The organism is Gordonia alkanivorans, assembly GCF_004011905.1.
Lineage (GTDB): Bacteria > Actinomycetota > Actinomycetes > Mycobacteriales > Mycobacteriaceae > Gordonia > Gordonia alkanivorans.
Genome location: NZ_CP027114.1, coordinates 778,104 through 796,873, shown reverse-complemented (window position 1 = coordinate 796,873; position 18,770 = coordinate 778,104). Strand labels below are relative to the sequence as shown.

8 protein-coding genes are annotated in these 18,770 nt (G+C 68.4%); 6 read left to right on the top strand and 2 right to left on the bottom strand.

The features are described 5' to 3' along the window. Positions 1-117 precede the first annotated feature (117 nt). The 6 genes from C5O27_RS03675 (at position 118) to C5O27_RS03650 (ending at position 12,026) form a co-directional block, all read left to right on the top strand. On the top strand, positions 118-666 hold the full coding sequence (locus tag C5O27_RS03675; protein ID WP_127961940.1) for a DUF732 domain-containing protein: 549 nt from the start codon (positions 118-120) through the stop codon (positions 664-666). 1 nt (position 667) lies between these two features. Further along, a complete protein-coding gene (locus tag C5O27_RS03670; RefSeq protein WP_127961939.1) occupies positions 668-1,675 on the top strand; it encodes a cutinase family protein in 1,008 nt (335 codons plus the stop codon). 180 nt (positions 1,676-1,855) lie between these two features. Further along, entirely contained in the window at positions 1,856-2,866 is a 1,011-nt protein-coding gene (locus C5O27_RS03665; protein WP_006358800.1) for an LLM class F420-dependent oxidoreductase, read from the top strand. A 258-nt stretch (positions 2,867-3,124) separates the two neighbouring features. After that, positions 3,125-5,029, top strand: coding sequence for a long-chain-fatty-acid--AMP ligase FadD32 (gene fadD32, locus C5O27_RS03660; protein ID WP_006358799.1), 1,905 nt, complete (start codon positions 3,125-3,127; stop codon positions 5,027-5,029). A gap of 64 nt (positions 5,030-5,093) precedes the next feature. Beyond that, positions 5,094-10,436 (top strand): polyketide synthase Pks13, encoded by a 5,343-nt coding sequence (gene pks13, locus C5O27_RS03655; RefSeq protein ID WP_127961938.1) that lies wholly within the window; start codon positions 5,094-5,096, stop codon positions 10,434-10,436. 39 nt (positions 10,437-10,475) lie between these two features. Beyond that, positions 10,476-12,026: an acyl-CoA carboxylase subunit beta gene (locus tag C5O27_RS03650; protein ID WP_127961937.1), complete on the top strand. Its 1,551-nt coding sequence runs from the start codon at positions 10,476-10,478 to the stop codon at positions 12,024-12,026. 81 nt (positions 12,027-12,107) lie between these two features. Here C5O27_RS03650 and C5O27_RS03645 read toward each other — a convergent pair whose 3' ends face one another. Then, on the bottom strand, positions 12,108-15,473 hold the full coding sequence (locus C5O27_RS03645; RefSeq protein WP_127961936.1) for an arabinosyltransferase domain-containing protein: 3,366 nt from the start codon (positions 15,471-15,473) through the stop codon (positions 12,108-12,110). Next, positions 15,466-18,723, bottom strand: coding sequence for an arabinosyltransferase domain-containing protein (locus C5O27_RS03640; RefSeq protein WP_127963750.1), 3,258 nt, complete (start codon positions 18,721-18,723; stop codon positions 15,466-15,468). The genes C5O27_RS03645 and C5O27_RS03640 overlap by 8 nt, the downstream gene beginning before the upstream one ends. Between the last annotated feature and the right edge of the window lie 47 nt (positions 18,724-18,770).

Here is an 18,770-nt window from a genome sequence, read left to right as displayed (position 1 = left end):
GGTCGCGCCGGTGGGCGGGATCGTCGGGGTATGCGGGGACGGTAGCCTGACGGGGCGTGCGGTGCAGTGTCCGACTGCGCCGCGTCCGGCGGGATAGAGGTTCGACAGGAAGTGGCGATGACAACGAAGTGTGCTCGGCTGGTGCTGCCCCTGGCGGGACTCGCACTCGCGCTCGGTTCGGTCTCGGCGTGCTCCGACGATTCGACGGCCAGTGCGCCGATCACCAACAACCCGGTCACCACCACGTCGCTGTACTCGGCCGCGGGATCGTCCACGCCCGCGTCGGGTTCGGTCTCGGCCGAGCCGACAGCCAAGGCCTCGGACGCGCCGTCGGGAACCACCTCGAAGCTGCCCGAGACCGAGCCCAACCCGAGCACCAAGGTCCCGGACAACTTCCCCGGACCCAGCGGTGCCCCGCTCGACGCCAAGGCCAAGGCCTACCTCGCGGCGCTGAAGGCCGACAACGTCACCTTCATGGGCGACAGCGACCACTCCGTCTCGCTCACCATGGCGAGATACGTGTGCGGCGCCAAGCAGAAGGGCACCGACCCGGGCATGGTGAAGGCCTTCGTCACCGCGTCGGTCGGGCCGGGCACCAAGACCGTCGAAGAGGCGAACACCAAGGCCGACAAGGTGATTCGCGCAGCAGAACAGCACTACTGCTGACGTGATGGCCAGACGCACCGCGGGCCGCGCTCGGAAGAGCCCCGTCCGGCGGTTGGGGAAGTTCTCCCTGTTCCTCCTAGCGCTCGCGGTCATCGCGATCGTGCTCATCGTGCTGCTCATCCTGGTGTGGCTGAGGCCCGGGCCGATCCCGCCGATCGGGCCCGGGGTGCCGTCGACGCCGTCGAAGGAGCGGCCTGAGGCGCAACCCGCGGATTGTCCCGACGTGCTCACCGTGGTGATCCCCGGCACCTGGGAGTCGAGTGCGACCGACGATCCGTATACGCCCACGGCCAACCCGAACTCGTTGATGTTGCGTGTCTCGAGCGCACTGGGCAAGCAGTTCGACTCGTCGCGGACCGAGATCTACACGGTGCCCTACACCGCTCAGTTCCGGAATCCGACGAACCTCGCCGACCGGCAGGCCGACTACAACGTCTCGCGCACGCAGGGGTACAAACGCGCGGCCGGAAAGATCATCAACACCAACAAGCGCTGCCCGCTCACCGGCTACGTGCTCATGGGCTTCAGCCAGGGGGCGGTGATCGCGGGCGATCTCGCCAGCAACATCGGCAACGGCCGGGGCGTGCTCGCCGACGGTGACCAGGATCTCGTTCTCGGGGTCGGGCTCATCGCCGACGGACGACGCCAGCCCGGCAAGCAGAACGACGTGGACCCCAGCCCCGACGGCGTCGGTGCCGAGATCGCGCTGGGCGGCATGGGCAAGATCGTCCCCGGCATCACCATGACCGGCCCGCGCAACGGTGGATTCGGTGACCTCGAGGACCGCGTGCAGTCCATCTGTGCGCCAGGCGATCTCATCTGCGATTCGCCGACGGTCGTCAATCCGCTCGCCGCCGTGTCGAAGTTGGCCAATGCGGCGAGCAACCCGATCCACGCGATGTACGGCACGCCGCGGTACTGGGAGAAAGACGGGCAGACCGCGACGCAGTGGATGTACTCGTGGGCCGAGCGCCTCATCGACGAGGCCCCGCGTCCGAAGCACAGCTGACCCGTCGGCGTCCCGCGGTCGGTCAACTTGCGGTAACCCTGTCGCCAACACCACCGATTCGTTTTGCGGGGCCGTCACGCTGCATTAACGTGTTGGGCTGGCCCGGGGTTCACCCGGGCGAACGAACACACGGGATGCCGCACGGCGTCCCCGACGGCCGGACACGAGGAGAGGACAGCGATGACGCAACCCCCCAATGATGCGGGTGGCAGCTCCTCCGGTCTGCGCAAGTTCCGCTTCGGCGCGGGTGGTGAGGGAAACAAGGACGAGGGTGGTGCCCGCAAGTTCGTCAAGCTGGCCCAGACCGCCGAGGAATACGGCTACGACACCTTCGCGGTGCCCGATCACCTGGGCAACCAGGTCGGTCCGCTGGCCGCGCTCGGTGCGCTGACCCAGGCCACCAGCACGATCCGCCTCGCGACGTCGGTGCTGGCCAACGGCTGGCGCCACCCGGCTCTCCTGGCCAAGGAGGCCACCACGATCGACGTGCTGAGCAAGGGGCGACTCGAGCTCGGCATCGGCGCAGGCTGGATGAAGGAAGAGTTCGACAAGGCGGGGATCGAGTTCGAGTCCCCGGGCGTCCGTATCCGCCGTCTCGACGAGGCGCTGACCATCCTCGACGGACTCATGCGCGGCGAGACCGTCGACTTCGACGGCGAGTTCTACAAGATCAACGGCCTCGAGGGCAGCCCGCGACCCCGCCAGGGACCGCGACCGCCGATCGCGGTCGGCGGTGGCGGACCGAAGATGCTGGCGCTCGCCGCCAAGCACGCCGACATCATCTCCGTCGCCCCGGGCACCACGCCCGACGGCAAGATGAAGTTGTCGGACATGACAATCGAGAAGACGGCCGAACGTGTCGACCGCATCCGCCAGGCCGCGGGTGACCGGTTCGACGACATCGAGCTGAACTGGACCATCGCCGTCATCGTGATCACCGACGATCGCGTGGCAACCGCCGAGATGGCGCTGAAGGCCCTCGAGCAGGGTTACCCGCCGAACATCGCGCACGACACCGAGTTCACCGTCGACGACGTGTTGTCCTCGCCGTACATCGCGATCGGCAGTTTCGAGGAGATCGCGGATCAGATCCGCGAGGTCCGTCGCCGGACGACCATGTCCTACGTCGGGGTCTTCCCGACCCAGATGGACGCGTTTGCGCCCGTTCTGGCCCAGTTGAAGGGGGAGTAGGATGACCGTCTGTCTCGCGTGTGAACGACGAGGTGGTGGGTGTTGACCCGAGGGTGTACGCCGATGAACCGACGTACGCTCTTTCGAAGCTGAACTTGACGATCACAAGTTTTTCGTTGTGTAACTGGACGTGCGCTACCGTATCCCGCGGTCGGCACAGGACGTGGATGGCAGAAGCGCCGGGTGTTGTCGCCGAAGGACGTCACCGGGAACTGCACTCGCGTGGGGGAGTCCACGAGGGGGCCACAGGAGTAATGAATGCTGAAGACTGAACTCGAAGACTTTCTCGATGAGACGGGAAACATCTCCTTCACCGAGGAAGCGACGCTTGTCGACTACGTCGAACAGAACGTGCGTGAGCAGGCCGACACGCTGGCTTACCGGTTCATCGACTACAGCCGCGAGCGCGACGGCGAAGCCCAGGACCTGACCTGGGCGCAGTTCGGCAAGCGCCTGCGCGCTGTCGCCGCACGCCTGCAGCAGGTGACCAAGCCCGGTGATCGTGTTGCGATCCTCGCGCCGCAGTCGCTCGAGTACGTGATCGGCTTCTTCTCCGCGCTGTACGCCAGCAACGTCGCGGTGCCGCTGTTCTCGCCCGACGAGCCCGGCCACACCGATCGACTGCATGCCGTCCTCGACGACTGCAAGCCGACCGCGATCCTGACCTCCACCAAGTCCGCCGAGGCGGTCCGCGACTTCTTCGCGCCGCTGCCGGCCAAGGAGCGCCCGCGCGTCATCGCCGTCGACGCGGTCCCCGATTCGGTGGGTTCGAGCTGGGTCGCCCCGATCGCGGGCAAGGACCACAACAAGGACACCGTCGCGTACCTGCAGTACACGTCCGGTTCGACCCGCGTCCCCGCGGGCGTGGAGATCACCTACCAGGCGGTCGCCGCGAACGTCCTGCAGATCTCCGACACCATCCAGATCGACCGCAACGCCCGCGGCGTCACCTGGCTGCCGATGTTCCACGACATGGGCCTGCTGACGGTGATCCTTCCGGCGCTCGGCGGCCGGTACATCACGATCATGAGTCCGCAGGCGTTCGTCCGCCGGCCCGGCCGCTGGATCAAGGAACTCGCCGCGGCCGCCGACGGCGCGGAGACCTACGCCGCGGCCCCGAACTTCGCCTTCGAGCACGCCGCCGCACGCGGTCTGCCGAAGGAGGGCGAGGAACTCGACCTGTCGAACGTCATCGGCCTGATCAACGGCTCGGAGCCGGTCACGGTCAGCTCGATGAAGAAGTTCAACGAGGCCTTCGCGCCCTACGGCCTGCCGAAAACCGCCATCAAGCCCTGCTACGGCATGGCCGAGGCCACCCTCTTCGTCTCCGCGACCCAGCGTGAGAACGAGGCCAAGGTCATCTACGTCGACCGCGACGACCTGAACGCGGGCAAGCTGACCGTTGTGGAGGAGGGCACGCCGAATTCGGTCGCGCAGGTGTCCTGCGGCCAGGTCGCGGTGAGCCAGTGGGCGGTCATCGTCGACCCGGAGACGGCATCCGAGCGTCCCGACGGCCACGTCGGCGAGATCTGGCTGCACGGCCTCAACATCGGCGCCGGCTACTGGAACAAGCCGGCCGAGACCGAGGAGACCTTCCACAACAAGCTCGTCACCCCGCTGTCGGAGGGCAGCCACTCCGAGGGCGCCCCGGCCGACGGCCTGTGGATGCGGACCGGCGACTACGGCGTCTGGCTCGACGGTGAGCTCTACATCACCGGTCGCGTCAAGGACCTGGTGATCGTCGACGGACGCAACCACTACCCGCAGGACCTCGAGTACAGCGCCCAGGAGGCCAGCACCGCGCTGCGTCCGGGCTTCGTCGCGGCCTTCTCGGTGCCGGCGAACCAGCTGCCCGCCGTGGTCTTCGAGTTCGCCGGCAGCGGTCTGACCCCCGATCCCGACGACGCTTCCGAGCAGCTGGTCATCGTGGCCGAGCGCGGCCCGGGCCGCAAGGCCGACCCGCAGGAGGTCGCCGACACCGTGCGTGCCGCCGTCGCGCAGCGCCACGGCGTCATGGCCCGCGACGTCCTGCTGGTTCCCGCCGGTTCGATCCCGCGCACCTCGTCGGGCAAGATCGCGCGCCGGGCCACTCGTACCGCCTACATCGACGGCAGCCTGCGCGGCGGCTACAAGCAGACGGCGTTCCCGGACGCGGCGGAATAGCGCGTCCACAACAGTCACCCGGCACCCGGTTTCGGGTGCCGACGAGAGCAGTAGTCTGGAAGCGATGTCTGAACTGAATACCGACGAGTCACGCGGCACCGATCTGCCCGACGACTCGTCCCTCGAGACCCCCGGTTCGGTAGACGGAGCAACCGCCGACGCGACCAACGCGACGTCGAACGGTGAGGCCACACCAGGCGAGACCGCCGGTGACCTCACCGTCGACGAGCTGCGGGACTGGCTGCGCGAATGGGTGTCGCAGGCGACGGCCGTGCCGGTCGCCCAGATCGACGTCGACCGCCCGATGGAAGAACTCGGACTCTCCTCGCGCGACGCGGTGGCGCTCGCCGCCGACGTCGAGGACAAGACCGGGGTCATCCTGACCGCGACCGTGGTCTACAACCACCCGACGATCTCGTCCCTGGCACAGCGCATCATCGACGGCGACCCCGACGAAGGTCTCGACGACACCGCCGACACCTTCTGGCGGCGTGAGCGCAGCGCCGACGACGACATCGCGATCGTCGGCCTGTCGACCCGCTTCCCCAAGTCCGGCACCACCCCGGAGTCGACGTGGGAGGCGCTCGTCGGCGGCGTCGACGGCATCTCCGATCTGCCCGAGGGCCGATGGACCGAGTTCACCTCCGATCCGCGGTTCGCCGAGATCCTGGAGTCCTCGAACATCAAGGGCGGCTACCTCGACGATGTGCGCTCGTTCGACGCCGACTTCTTCCAGATGAGCCCGCGCGAGGTCGAGATGGTCGACCCGCAGCAGCGGCTCGCCCTGGAACTCACCTGGGAAGCGCTCGAGCACGCCCAGATCCCGCCGAGCGACCTCAAGGGCGCACCGGTCGGTGTGTTCATCGGTACGTCGACCAACGACTACCAGCTGCTCGCGACCCTCGGACTCGGCGAGGGCGCCGAGGACACCGCGGCCTACGCGCTGACCGGTACCTCGACGGCCATCGTCGCCAACCGCGTCTCCTACTTCTACGACTTCCGCGGACCGTCGATCGCCATCGACACCGCGTGTTCGTCGTCGCTGGTGGCGATTCACCAGGCGGTTCGCAGCCTGCGCACCGGCGAATCCGACGTCGCCCTCGCCGGCGGCGTCAACATGCTGATCACGCCCGCCGCGACCCTCGGTTTCGACCGCATCGGCGCGCAGGCCAAGGACGGCCACATCAAGGCCTTCTCCGCCGACGCCGACGGCATGATCCGCGCCGAGGGCGGCGGTCTCGTGGTGCTGAAGCGCATGGCCGACGCCCGCCGCGACGGCGACGAGGTCCTCGCGGTCATCGCCGGCTCGGCCGTCAACTCCGACGGACGTTCGAACGGCCTGCCGGCCCCGAACCCCGAGGCCCAGGTCGAGGTGCTGCGTTCGGCGTACACCGACGCGGCGATCGACCCGCGCACCGTCGACTACGTCGAGGCCCACGGCACCGGCACCATCCTCGGCGACCCGATCGAGGCCGACGCCCTCGGCCGCGTCGTCGGTCGCGGCCGCACCGCCGACAAGCCGATGCTGCTCGGTTCGGTGAAGACCAACTACGGACACATGGAGTCCGCTGCCGGTGCGGGTGCGATCGCCAAGGTCGTCCTCGCGCTGAAGAACGGGATCATCCCGGCGTCGCGCAACTACAGCGGTCCCAACCCGTACATCCAGTTCGACGCGACCAACCTCAAGGTGATCCCGGAGGCCACCGAATGGCCCCGCTACTCGGGTCACGCCGTCGCCGGTATCTCCGGCTTCGGCTTCGGGGGCACCAACGCGCACGTCGTGGTCCGCGAGGTCCTGCCGAGCGACCTGAAGCCGGAGACGGTTCCGGTCGATGCCTCGGCAGCCGAGCTCCCGGCCACGGAATCCCTTCCGGGCGAGCCGGATCTCGACGATGAGGACGAGTACCTGACCGAGGCCGAGCGGGCCGTTCTGGCCGCGCAGGCCGCGAATGTCGAGCCGGCGCTCGCCGAGACCGCGGCCGACCCGGCCGAGGGTTTCGCGCCGTGTGCCGTCGAGGGTTCGGTCGTCCCGCTGGTGATCTCCGGCTTCCTGCCGTCGCGCCGCCGCAAGACCGCCGCCGACCTGCTCGAGTGGCTAGAGTCCGACGAGGGCCGGGCCACCCCGCTCGCCGACATCGGCCGCGCGCTCGCGCACCGCAACCACGGCCGTTCACGTGCCGTCGTGATGGCCCGCACCCATGACGACGCCATCACCGGTGTCCGGGCGATCGCCGACGGCAAGGGCAATCCACTGGTGTACTCCTCGGATTCGCCGGATGCGGCGTCGGCCGTGTGGCTGCTGTCGGGCTTCGGTTCGCAGCACCGCAAGATGGCCAAGCAGCTCTACACCGAGAACCCGATATTCGCGAAGTACGTCGACCGCGTGGACGCGCACATCCAGAACGAGCTGGGTTACTCGATCGCCGACATGTTCCTCGACGACGAGCAGACCTACGGCATCGAGACCAGCCAGGTCGGCATCTACACCATCCAGGTCGCGCTCGCCGACACGCTGCGCCACCACGGTGCGGAACCCGGTGTGCTGGTGCCGCATTCGATGGGCGAGGCGTCGGCCTCCTACATCAGCGGCGGCCTGTCGCTGGAGGACGCGACCCGCGTCATCTGCCAGCGTTCGCGGCTGATGGGCGAAGGCGAGTCGATGCTGCAGGGCGACGACATCCGTCTGATGGCGCTGGTCGAGTACAGCGCCGAGGACATCAACGACGTCCTCGTCGACTACCCCGACCTCGAGATCTGTGTCTACGCGGCACCGACCCACACCGTCATCGGCGGGCCGGAGTCGCAGGTCGACGCGATCGTCGAGCGGGCCGAGGCCGAGGGCAAACTCGGCCGCAAGCTGGCGACCAAGGGGGCGAGTCACACCTCGCAGATGGACCCGATCCTCGGCGAACTCGCCTACGAGCTCACCGGCATCGAGCCGCGGCGGCTCACCACCGGGTTCTACAGCTCGGTCGACCGCGAGGTGTTCTACCGCGCGGGCCACGAGCCGGTCCACACCATCGACTACTTCCTGAAGGGTCTGCGCCACAGTGTGTGGTTCAGCCAGGCCATCTCGAAGTCCGTGGAGAACGGTCACCGCACCTTCCTGGAGCTGTCGCCCAACCCGGCGGTCCTGATCTCCGTTGCGGCCGTCACCTTCTCGGCCGGCCTGCACGACGCCGAGCTCATCGAGACGCTGCGTCGCAAGGAAGACGAGAGCTTCGGTCTGGTCAACGCGCTGATGAAGCTGTACGTGCACGGCCACCCGGTCGACGTCGCGTCGCTGTTCGGCGCGGGTGGCTATGCGGCCGTTCCGCGAACCCGCTTCGAGCGCAAGGAGTTCTGGCTCAAGGCGAAGCTGTCCTCGGGCGGCTCGGCCGGTTCGGTCCCCGGATCGCATGTCGCGCTGCCCGACGGCCGGCACGCCTGGGAGGTCAATGCCGCAGCCGTCACCGACCCGCGCGCTTTGGTGCACGCCGCCGCCGCTCAGGTGCTGAAGAACGCCTCGGTGGGTGCGGCGGTGTCGCACGGTGAGGTCCCGACGACCGGCACCATCACCACCACGTTGAGCCCGCATCCGGGTGGCGCGTCGGTGAGCCTGCACGTCAAGGCGGACAAGATTTTCCGCCTGCTCTTCGAGGCCGCTGTGACCGGCGACCTCGACGAGACCGCCGCGACGGCGTCCGCGCCCGCTGCGGCCCCCGAGTCCGGTGCCGCGGCGTTCGCCGACGACAAGGTCGTCGTCGAGGACGAGATCGTCGACGACATCGGCAACAAGTGGAATCCGGAATCCGGTGAGACCGTGGGCGATCGCCTCGCGATCATCGTCAGCGAGTCGATGGGTTACGACCCCGAGGACCTGCCGCGCGAGATCCCGCTCATCGAGCTGGGCCTGGATTCGCTGATGGCCGTGCGGATCAAGAACCGCGTCGAGTACGAGTTCGACATCCCGCAGCTACAGCTGCAGGCGATGCGCCAGGCGAACCTGGCCGACGTTCAGAAGTTCGTCGAGTTCGCGGTCACCCACCGCGACCAGCTCGACGATCTCGCCGAGAACGCCGCCAGCGGAGGCGAACTCGACACGGCAGCGCTCAACGCCTACATCGACGAGCAGAACGCCCAGGGCGCGACCCCGGGCGTGCCGGCCGTCGAGGAGTCCCCGGAGCCCAAGCAAGAGGTGGCCCGGGATGTCGTGGAGGTGGAGGACGCCGTCGCGACCTCCCCGGGCACCGATCCGGAACCGGTCGCGGCCGCCAAGCCGGCCACCGACATCACCTCGCAGAAGGCGGTCGCCGAGGCCGCGGGTTCGGATGTCCCGCCGCGTGATGCGGCCGAGCGCCTGACCTTCGGCACCTACGCGGTCGTGACCAAGAAGTCCGCGGGCGGCATCTTCAACAAGCTGCCGGTCCTGTCGGAGGAGACGGCCCAGCAGCTCACCGACCGCCTCAACGAGCGCACCGGTGGCGACATCGACGTCGAGGACATCCTCGACTCGGAGACCATCGAGGAGATGTCGAACTACGTTCGCGAGCACCTCGATGCCGGGGCGTCGACCGACGGATTCCTGCGCTACCTGCGTCTGGTTCCCGAGGGCAAGAAGGTCTACGACCCCGCTGCGGGCGACCCGACCCCGATCCTGCTGTTCCACCCGGCCGGCGGCAACACCTCGGCCTACGAGGCGCTGCTCAAGCGGCTGCCCGACGACCAGCCGGTCATCGGTTTCGACCGCGGCGTCGAGGGAACGATCGAAGACCGTGTCCGCGAGTACATCCCGCGTCTGCGCGAACTGCAGCCGAACGGGCCGTACGTGCTGGTGGGCTGGTCGTTCGGCGGTGCCCTCGCCTACGGCGTCGCCCAGGTTCTCCGCGAAGCCGGCGAGGAGGTCGCCTTCGTCGGCCTGATCGACGTCGTGCGTCCTCGCGAGGACATGACCGAGACCCCCGAGACCAAGCGCGCCCGCCTGGAACGGTGGAAGGACTTCGCGATCCGCAACTACGACCTCGATCCGGATGTGCCGATCCCGATGGAGCGGCTCGTCGAGGCCGACGACGAGGGTCAGTTCGCGATCATCATGGAGATGATGTCGATGTCGGGCACCAAGATCCCGGGCGGCATCATCGAACACCAGCGGACCTCGTTCATCGAGAACCGCGTGCTCAGCAACATCGCGCCGGAACCGTACGACGGCAAGGTCGTGCTGTACCGCGCGGACAAGATGCATGCCGGGGCGATCGAGCTCGAACCGCAGTGGGCCGAGATCGACGAGGACGGCCGGTGGGGCGAGGTCGTCGACGACCTGGAGATCATCCACATCGGTGGCGACCACCTGTCGATCGTCGACGAGCCCTACATCGCCAAGATCGGCGCCGATCTGGCCATGCGTCTCGGACGGCTTGGTAAGAAGTAGCCTCACGAGACATCGTGGTCGCGTAGAAAGTGAAGGACCGTGACTGACACCACCGCAGGCAAGCTCGCCGACCTCCGGCAAAAGCTGGAGGCCGCTCGCGAACCCGGAGGGGAGAAGGCAGTCGCCAAGCGTGCGGCGAAGGGGATCTGCTCCCCTCGCGAACGCCTGGCCATGCTGTTCGACCCCGGGACGTTCGTCGAGATCGGCGCGCTCGCCAAGATGCCGGGCGCCGCGGAGAGCGGGTACGGCGACGGTGTGGTCACCGGCCACGGCCTCGTCCACGGACGCCCCGTCGCCGCGTTCTCGCACGACCAGACCGTCTTCGGCGGCACCGTCGGCGAGATGTTCGGCCGCAAGGTCGCATCGCTGATGGAGTGGGCGGGCAAGATCGGCTGCCCGATGGTCGGCATCAACGACTCGGCGGGCGCCCGCATCCAGGACGCCGTCACCTCGCTGGCCTGGTACGCAGAAATGGGCCGACGCAACGATCTGCTCTCCGGTCTCGCACCGCAGATCTCGGTCATCCTCGGCAAGTGTGCGGGCGGTGCCGTCTATACGCCGGCCAACACCGACATCCTCGTCGCCGTCGAGAACAAGTCGTACATGTTCGTCACCGGCCCGGACGTGCTCAAGCAGGTCAACGGCGAGGAGATCTCCGCCGAGGATCTGGGCAGCGCCCACAACCAGGCGCGCTGGGGCAACATCCACCACATCGCGCCCGACGAGAAGGCCGCGTTCGACTGGGTCCGCGAGTACCTGCAGTACATGCCGTCGAGCGCGTACGAGGAACCGCCGGTGATCAACCCGGGACTCGAACCCGAGATCACCGAGTCGGATCTGTCGCTCAACGACTTCATGCCGGACAACGACAACGCCGGCTACGACATGAAGGACATCATCATCCGGCTGTTCGACGACGGTGCCTTCCACGAGGTGGGAGAACTGTTCGCGCCCAACATCATCACGGGTTACGCACGTGTGGACGGCCGGTCGGTGGGCGTCGTCGCGAACCAGCCGAGCGTCATGTCCGGTGTGCTGGACACAGATTCGTCGGAGAAGGCGACGCGTTTCGTCCGGATCTGCAACGCCTACAACATCCCGCTGGTGTTCCTCGTGGACACGCCGGGCATCCTCCCCGGCCTCGCCGAGGAGCAGAAGGGCACCATCCGCCGGTCGGGTCGCTTCCTCTACGCCTACGTGGAGGCCGACGTCCCCAAGGTCACCGTGGTGCTGCGCAAGGCCTACGGCGGCGCCTATGCGGTGATGGGTTCCAAGCACCTCGGTGCCGACATCAACTTCGCCTGGCCAACAGCCAAGATTGCCGTCATGGGTGCCGAATCGGCCGCCGCCGTGCTGACTCGTCGTCAGACCGAAGGGCTCTCGGCTGCCGAGGCCGACAAGGTTCGTCGTGACTTCATCGACTTCTACAACACGATGATGGCCACGCCCTACCTCGCGGCCGAACGCGGCTACGTCGACGCGGTCATCGAGCCCGCCGAGACCCGCCTGCAGCTCCGGAAGGCTTTGGCGCAGTTGCGCGACAAGCAGGTCCTCAAGACCCCGCGCAAGCACTTCCTGATGCCGATCTAGCGCAAACCCACCCCTTTTCCGTAGGCCCACCCCTTCACGAGGTGGCGGGTTTACGGAAAAAGGGAGGGTTTGCGGAGGGTGTCAGTTGCCGATCGCCCGCATCGGCCCCGGTGTCCAGAGGCCGTTGTGGGTCTCGGTGGTGATGATCAGCTCCGCGTCGGTCTGCGGCAGGATCGGGGTGAGGCCCTGGAGCGAGCCCCAGTCCTTCGCCCAGTCGTTGCCCAGGTACGACGGGTAGACGCGGCCGCGCACCTCGTTCTCGATGATGCCCAACGGACCACCGGCGTCGCCGGCCATCCAGCGCTGCGAGTTCACCCGCTCGCCCTCGCGGTCGGGGGAGATCCGCCAGACCGGCGTCTCGAGGACGCCGTATTTGACCTGAGCGGGTCGCTGGCACGGGAACGCGAGTCCGGCCTCCCAGTCGATGAGGACGGGATCCTCGCTGCCCACGAGCTTGTTGAGCGTCTCCATCGACGACACCCGCGGCGGGGTGACGGCGAGCCACTGATCGCGCAGCGGAGAGGTGTCCTCGGCGAGCACGCGGACCACGGAGGCGCCCGGAGGTGCCTGATCCAGCGGGAAACGCAGGTTGCGCCACTCGGGTGCGCCACCGATGTCGAGCGGCATCATCTGACCGGCGGGGGCCACCGTGCCGTCCGGTGCGACGCGGCCGAACTGCAACCGCACCTTCTGGCCCGGCCGGACGACCGCGAGGTCGTCGATGTACTCGACATAACCGGCCACGGACATGGTCACCAGCGGCTGGGCGTCGGAACGCCCCTCGGGCAGCTGGTACCAGTCGGAGGTGAGGTTCCCGGTCCCGGTGGGGGAGTTGTAGGTGCCCAACACCGGGGTCTTGGACGGTGACAGTCCGAACGGCAGCTTCACCGTCGAGCCGTTGACGCCCGCCTGCGCGGTACGACCGCCGCTGGTGTCGGTCGACGACGTGGTGGTGTCGTCAGAGCTGCTGCCGTCCTCGGTCGGATCGGTCTGCGTGCGATCGACCTCGGCGGTCGAGGTGCCCGCGGAGTCGTCGGACTCCTCCTCGGTGTCCTCGGAGAGATCCGACGCGACGCCGTTGGGATCGAAGCCCGCCATGCCCGCGCCCGCGAGGGCCGCACCCGGCGACGGATTGTTCTGTCCGGCAACGCGTGCCGGGGCGAGGAGCCCGGCGGTCGGGTCGCTCTCCACGAGCACGGCGTCGGCGAGCGCACACGGTTCGCCCTTGAGCGCGTTCACGTTCGAGCTGAGCCACGACCACGAATTGCGCTGCGTCCAGTCTGCTTTCGCGAACGAGACCAGGGTGAACACCAGCATGATCGCCGACACGATGATGATCGACGGACTCCGCAGGCGTGAGAACAGCGACGTCGACGAGCCCGCACGGACCGCCTCGTCGACGTAGTCGTCGCGGAAGTGCTGCCAGAGGCCCAGCAGTGTCAGTGCGACCGCAACGGCGAGGATGCCGGTCCACAGCGGGATGCCCTTGACATCGGGAACGGCGTCGCGCCAAGGGATTCCGTAGCTGCCGACGTACCACCACTGGTTGCGTCCGGAGAACGCCAGGGCGAGGACGTAGGCGCAGGCGGCCGCGAACAGCGTGCGATTCCGGCGGCGCCGCATGATCGTCCGGTCCGCACACGCGGTCGCCACCGCGGCGAGCGCACCGCCGATCGCCGCGTACACACCCATCTGGTGGGTCCACTTGGTGGGCAGGAACGCCATCAGCACAACCGAACCCGCGACCATGGCCAGCAGACGCCACGTCGGTGCCGTCGCGATGCCGGGCAGACGCCGCCGGTTGAGCAGCATGATCACCACGAGGACGAAGCACGTGAACACGATCAGGACACCGAAGCGTCGGGCGATGCCGCCGTCCGCGGTCGGGTTCATCAGCATGTAGTAGCGCATCGGTTCTTCCCACCACTTGTTGGTGGGACCGACCTGACCGTTGACCGACACCGCTTCCAGGATCGGGGCGAGCGGCTGGTCGGCGAAGATCTCGAACATCACCGCCAGACCCGCGGCCAGGATCGGCAGCAGCAGCGGAAGGACGCCATCGCGCTTGCGGCGCACCATGAACCGCTTGAGCAGCGGCCGGATACCGGCGATGAGCGCGATCGCCGCGATGACCCCGGTGGGGTGGATGGTCAGCGTGAACGCCGCCGAGATTATGGCGACCGTCAGTGGGAAGAACCGCCCGGTGGCGATGGCCCGCTCGACGCAGACCCACGTGAACAGGGTTCCGAGTGCGATCAGCGGTTCGACGCGCAGACCGTTGTTGTACGGCATCCACACGGCGAGGAAGACCAGGGCGGCGGCCCAGATCGCGGGCGTCGACTCGCGGACCGCACGACCCAGGCGGGGGATCGCGGCACGGGAGATCAGCCACCACGATGCCATCGCGAAACCGAACGGCAGCAGGCGGAGCCACGGGGTGGCCGTGCTGACGTCCATCCACACCGACAGGTACTGGTAGTGCCAGCCGAACGGATCCTGCGGCACGCCGAAGTAGCGGTAGTAGTTGTCGAGATAGCCGGCCTCGCGGGCGATCCGGCCGACCGTCACCTGATACCCGTCGTCGGCGGTGTTGCCGCCGACGAACAGCCAGATTCCCAAGACGAGTGCGACGAAGCCGTCGACCGGGCGGACCCGCCACCAGCCGGCCGGGAAGATCTTGTGGTGCCCGCGGGCGTCACGGGCGTCGAGAACCGCCAGGGCGGCCAGCGACAGAATGGTCGACGCCACGCCCAGCACCAGCAGCCAGAACTTGAGACTCGTGGGGGTGGAGACGAATCGGGTGTCGATGGTCGACCGGAAGGACAGTCCCTCGGTGGACACGGTCGACGGCAGTCCCGAGTAGACGCCGATGATCTGCGGACGCGCGTTCGGGTCCTGGAGATCGAACTCGTGGATCGCACCCGCGGTCTCGGGCACGCCCTGGATCGAGCCGCGGCTGCCGTCGGTGTCCGCGTCGACGACGATGCGGCAGTCCGGGGCGTTCTGGGCGGCCGTGCGTGGAGTGTTGAGCAGCACCACGTTTCGCTGGACGACCTGCAGGGAGTCGGCGGTGGCCCGGATGAACAGGCCGACCTTCCCGGCCTCCGCACCGCCCTCGGGCACCGTGGACAGCAGGACGCCGCCGGTGCGCGGGAGCGACGCACCCAGCGCACACGGGACGGAGACCTCCATCGACACCGGCACGAACGACACGTTCGGTGCGGCGACGTTGGCGACCGAACCCTGCTGCGGCCAGACGAGTTCGGACTTCGTGTAGTCGACCGGCAGGAACGGGCTCAGCAGCGCCAGCAGGATGCCGAGCGCGCCCGCCGCCATGGCGACGATGCGCGCCTTGCCCGCATGGCGTTCGGAGAAACTCTGCTCCCGTTTCGCCGGCGGCGAGTCGTTGTGCTCCGCTTCGATGGGAGCGTCAACGCGGTCAGTCATCTTCGGGCACCACCCTGATCGGGCCGGGTCGTGACCATCCCCATGTGGTCGCCGACCCGGTTGTCACGTCCGCCGGCCGCGCCTGCGGCACCAGCGGGTTGAGTCGCTGCAGGTTGCCCCACTCGCGATACCAGTCGTTGTCGAGATACGTCGCCACCGTCGACGGCCGGGTCAGTGCCTCGACGGTCGTCAGCAGGCCGCCGTCCTCGGCGGCCATCCAGGTCTTGGATTGCGAGTTGGCGATCCAGGATTCCGGCAGGATTCGCCAGTCGGGGACGTCGAAGACGCCCTCGTGGGCGGTCATCGGCCGCTGGCACGGGAACCAGGCGCCGGCGGCGAAGTCGATGAGAACCGGATCGGTCGAACCGACCACCTGCTGCAGGGTCTCCAGGACCGGAGCACGCGGCGGCGTGATCGCGAGCCACTGGTCGGCGTCGAGGTTGTTGTCCTTGGCGACGAGGCGCATCACCGTGGCATCGGCGGGCACGCGGTCCATCGGGATGCGGAGATTGCGCCACGGCCGGTTCGACCGCTCGGCGTCGATCGGGACCGCGGGTGCGCCGACCTCGACGAACTCGCCGTCGACCTCGCGGCCGAACTCGACCTGCAGCGTCTGCCCGAAGATCGGGACACCGTCGCGGTCGTAGGTGAACACGGCACCCGCGGCGGTGACGGCGATCAGCGGCGAGGCGTCGCGATCCGGGAGGCGATACCACCCGGTGGTCAGCGTGGCCTGTCCGTCACTGGTCTCGTGGCTGCCCATGACCGGCGTGGTGGCCGGGTCGAGGCCGTACGGGAGCGCGGCGGTGCTGCCGTTGACCCCGCGCGGGCCCACGCCGCCCGCGGTGCCGGGGTTGGAACCGTAGACGATGAAGGTCTTGGAGAGGTCCGCGGAGGTGTTCATCGCGCCGGGCTTCTGGGCACCGGCCTGCGGTGTCAGGTCGGGCTTCACGCCGTAGGGGCTGAAGCCGTGCGAGTCGCCCTCCAGGGTCTTCGACGCCGATCCGCCGTCAGCGGGGGCGAGTGTGCCCTTGTTGGGGTCCGGCTCGACGAGCACCGCGTCGGCCATGGCGCACGTGTTGCCGCGCAGGGAGTCGAGGTTGGCCGACAGCACGGTGAACGTGTCGGACCGGCTGACCGCGGCCTTGGCGAAGACCGCGAGCTCGCAGACGACGATGAGGACGGCGATCACCGCGATCGGTGCCGAGGCGACGCCGATGCGCCAACCGGCCGGAGCGGCGCCCTGGTCGTGGGACAGGCCGGTCTCGTCGACGTAGTCCATGCGCAGGTGCTGCCAGACGGCGAATACGAGCGCGACGACGGCCAGCGCGAGCAGCACCGTGGACACCTGCATCCCGGCGATGACCGGTGCCTTGTCGAACCAGGCGATGCCGAAGTTGTACGGCCACGGCCACGCGTTCTTGCCGGCCGCGGCGGCGGCGCACGCCACGAGCAGGCCGGCGATCAGGATCGACAGGTTGCGCAGCGTTCGGCTCGCCGCCTGGCCGATCGCGACACAGGCGACGGCGGCCAGCGCCGCGCCGAGGCCGGCGAAGATGCCGAACTGGATCGTCCACTTGGTCGGCGTGAACGACAGCAGCAGGATCGTTAGCAACGATGCGCCCAGGACGCGCCACACGGCCCCGGGGTCGACTCCGTCGATCCGCTTGCGACGCAACATGATCGCGAGTACGAGGAACATCGACACGGCGAACAGCAGCACCGGGATGCGTCGTGCGAGTGCACCGTCGGTGTGGTTCACGGCCAGGAAGTAGTAGCGCAGCAGCTCCTGGTACCAGGCCAGCGTCGGTCCGACCGAGTAGCGGATGCGGATCGCCTCGAAGACCGTCGCCAGCGTCTGGTCGCGGAAGACGACGATGACGACGAGCGCACCCGCACCGAGGACAGGTGCGAGGAGCGGCAGCAGACCGTCTTCACGACGGCGGCGGACGAGGATGCGCAGCAACGGCCGGGCGCTGGCGATCAGCAGAGCCAGCGCGACCAGGCCGTGCGGGGCCAGTGCGAGCGTCAGCAGCGCGGTGAGCGCGGCGAGTGCCGCGGGGAGCATCCGGCGCGTCGAGACCGTGACCTCGACCGCCCACCAGGTGAGGAGCGTGCCGAGCACGATGATGCCCTCACTGCGCAGACCCGAACACATCGGCAGCCAGAACGCCAGGAACACCGCTGCACCGGTCAGCATCGCCCACTGGGACCGGCGGACGGCGCCGCCGAGACGCGGCAGCAGCACCCGGCTGAGGATGAACCAGGCGGCAAGGCCGGCGATCAACGAGGGCAGACGCATCCACAGGCCGGTGGTCGAGATCGTCGACCAGTAGGCGAGGAAGTTGTAGTACCAGTCGAACGGCGCCTCGGGGATGCCGTAGAAGCGGTAGTAGTCGGCCAGGTAGCCCGCGTCCGCGGCGTTGCGGCCCATGTTGAGGATGTAGCCGTCATCCGGCGACCCGGCACCCAGGAAGTGCCACACGACGAGCGTCAGGGTGACGCCGATGTCGGTCGGCGTCGGCCGCAGCACCTTTCCCCAGCGGAGCCTGCCGCCCACCCGGCGGTGGTAGCCGTGGATGCGGTCGAGTCGGCCCACCGCGATCAGCGCGACGATCGCCGCGACGACGCCGATGATCATGACCAGCCACTTGATCACCGACGGCGAGGAGTCGAAGCGGTCGTCGATCTCGATCCGCACGTCGATGCCCGACGCCCGGACCTGCTCGGTGGTCAGGCCGGTGAACACACCCGCGATCTGCGGATTCGACGACGGCTCGGCCAGGCCCACATCGCCGCCACCGGCGCTCGCCGCACCCGGGGGCACGCCGACGAACTGGGCGCCGGTCGTGGTGGCGTCGGAGAAGATGCGTAGGTCGTCGCACCCCGCCAGAGCGGAACGCGGTACCGAGGCCAGGGTCTTGTTGCGGACCGACACCGTCACATTCGCGGCGTCGGCCACCACGAAGAGACCGTTCTCACTCGCCTTCGTGGCGCTCGCCGGCATCGTCGACAGCACCGTCGTGGTCGCATCGCCCGGCGTGGCCGCCAGCACCCGGCACGGGATGGTGATCTGCACATCGCGTGCGGTCTGCGCGACCAGCGGTGCGGTGACCGACGCCGACTCCGCGCCCAGCTCTTGGCTCTGCGGCCACGTGATCGACGCCGTCGACGTGGTGACCGGCAGGAACGGGGTCAGCACACCGGCGGCGAGGGCGACCAGTCCGGCCACCGCGGCCACGATCGCCACGGGCCGCGAGGAACGATCGGAAGACTGCGCTACGGGGGTGTCGGCGC

What these genes read in the sequence shown, in the direction of transcription:
- C5O27_RS03675 (WP_127961940.1), top strand. Translation starts at nt 118, where the DNA reads ATGACAACGAAGTGTGCTCGGCTGGTGCTGCCCCTGGCGGGACTCGCA.
- C5O27_RS03665 (WP_006358800.1), top strand. Translation starts at nt 1,856, where the DNA reads ATGACGCAACCCCCCAATGATGCGGGTGGCAGCTCCTCCGGTCTGCGC.
- fadD32 (WP_006358799.1), top strand. Translation starts at nt 3,125, where the DNA reads ATGCTGAAGACTGAACTCGAAGACTTTCTCGATGAGACGGGAAACATC.
- pks13 (WP_127961938.1), top strand. Translation starts at nt 5,094, where the DNA reads ATGTCTGAACTGAATACCGACGAGTCACGCGGCACCGATCTGCCCGAC.
- C5O27_RS03645 (WP_127961936.1), bottom strand. Translation starts at nt 15,473, where the DNA reads ATGACTGACCGCGTTGACGCTCCCATCGAAGCGGAGCACAACGACTCG.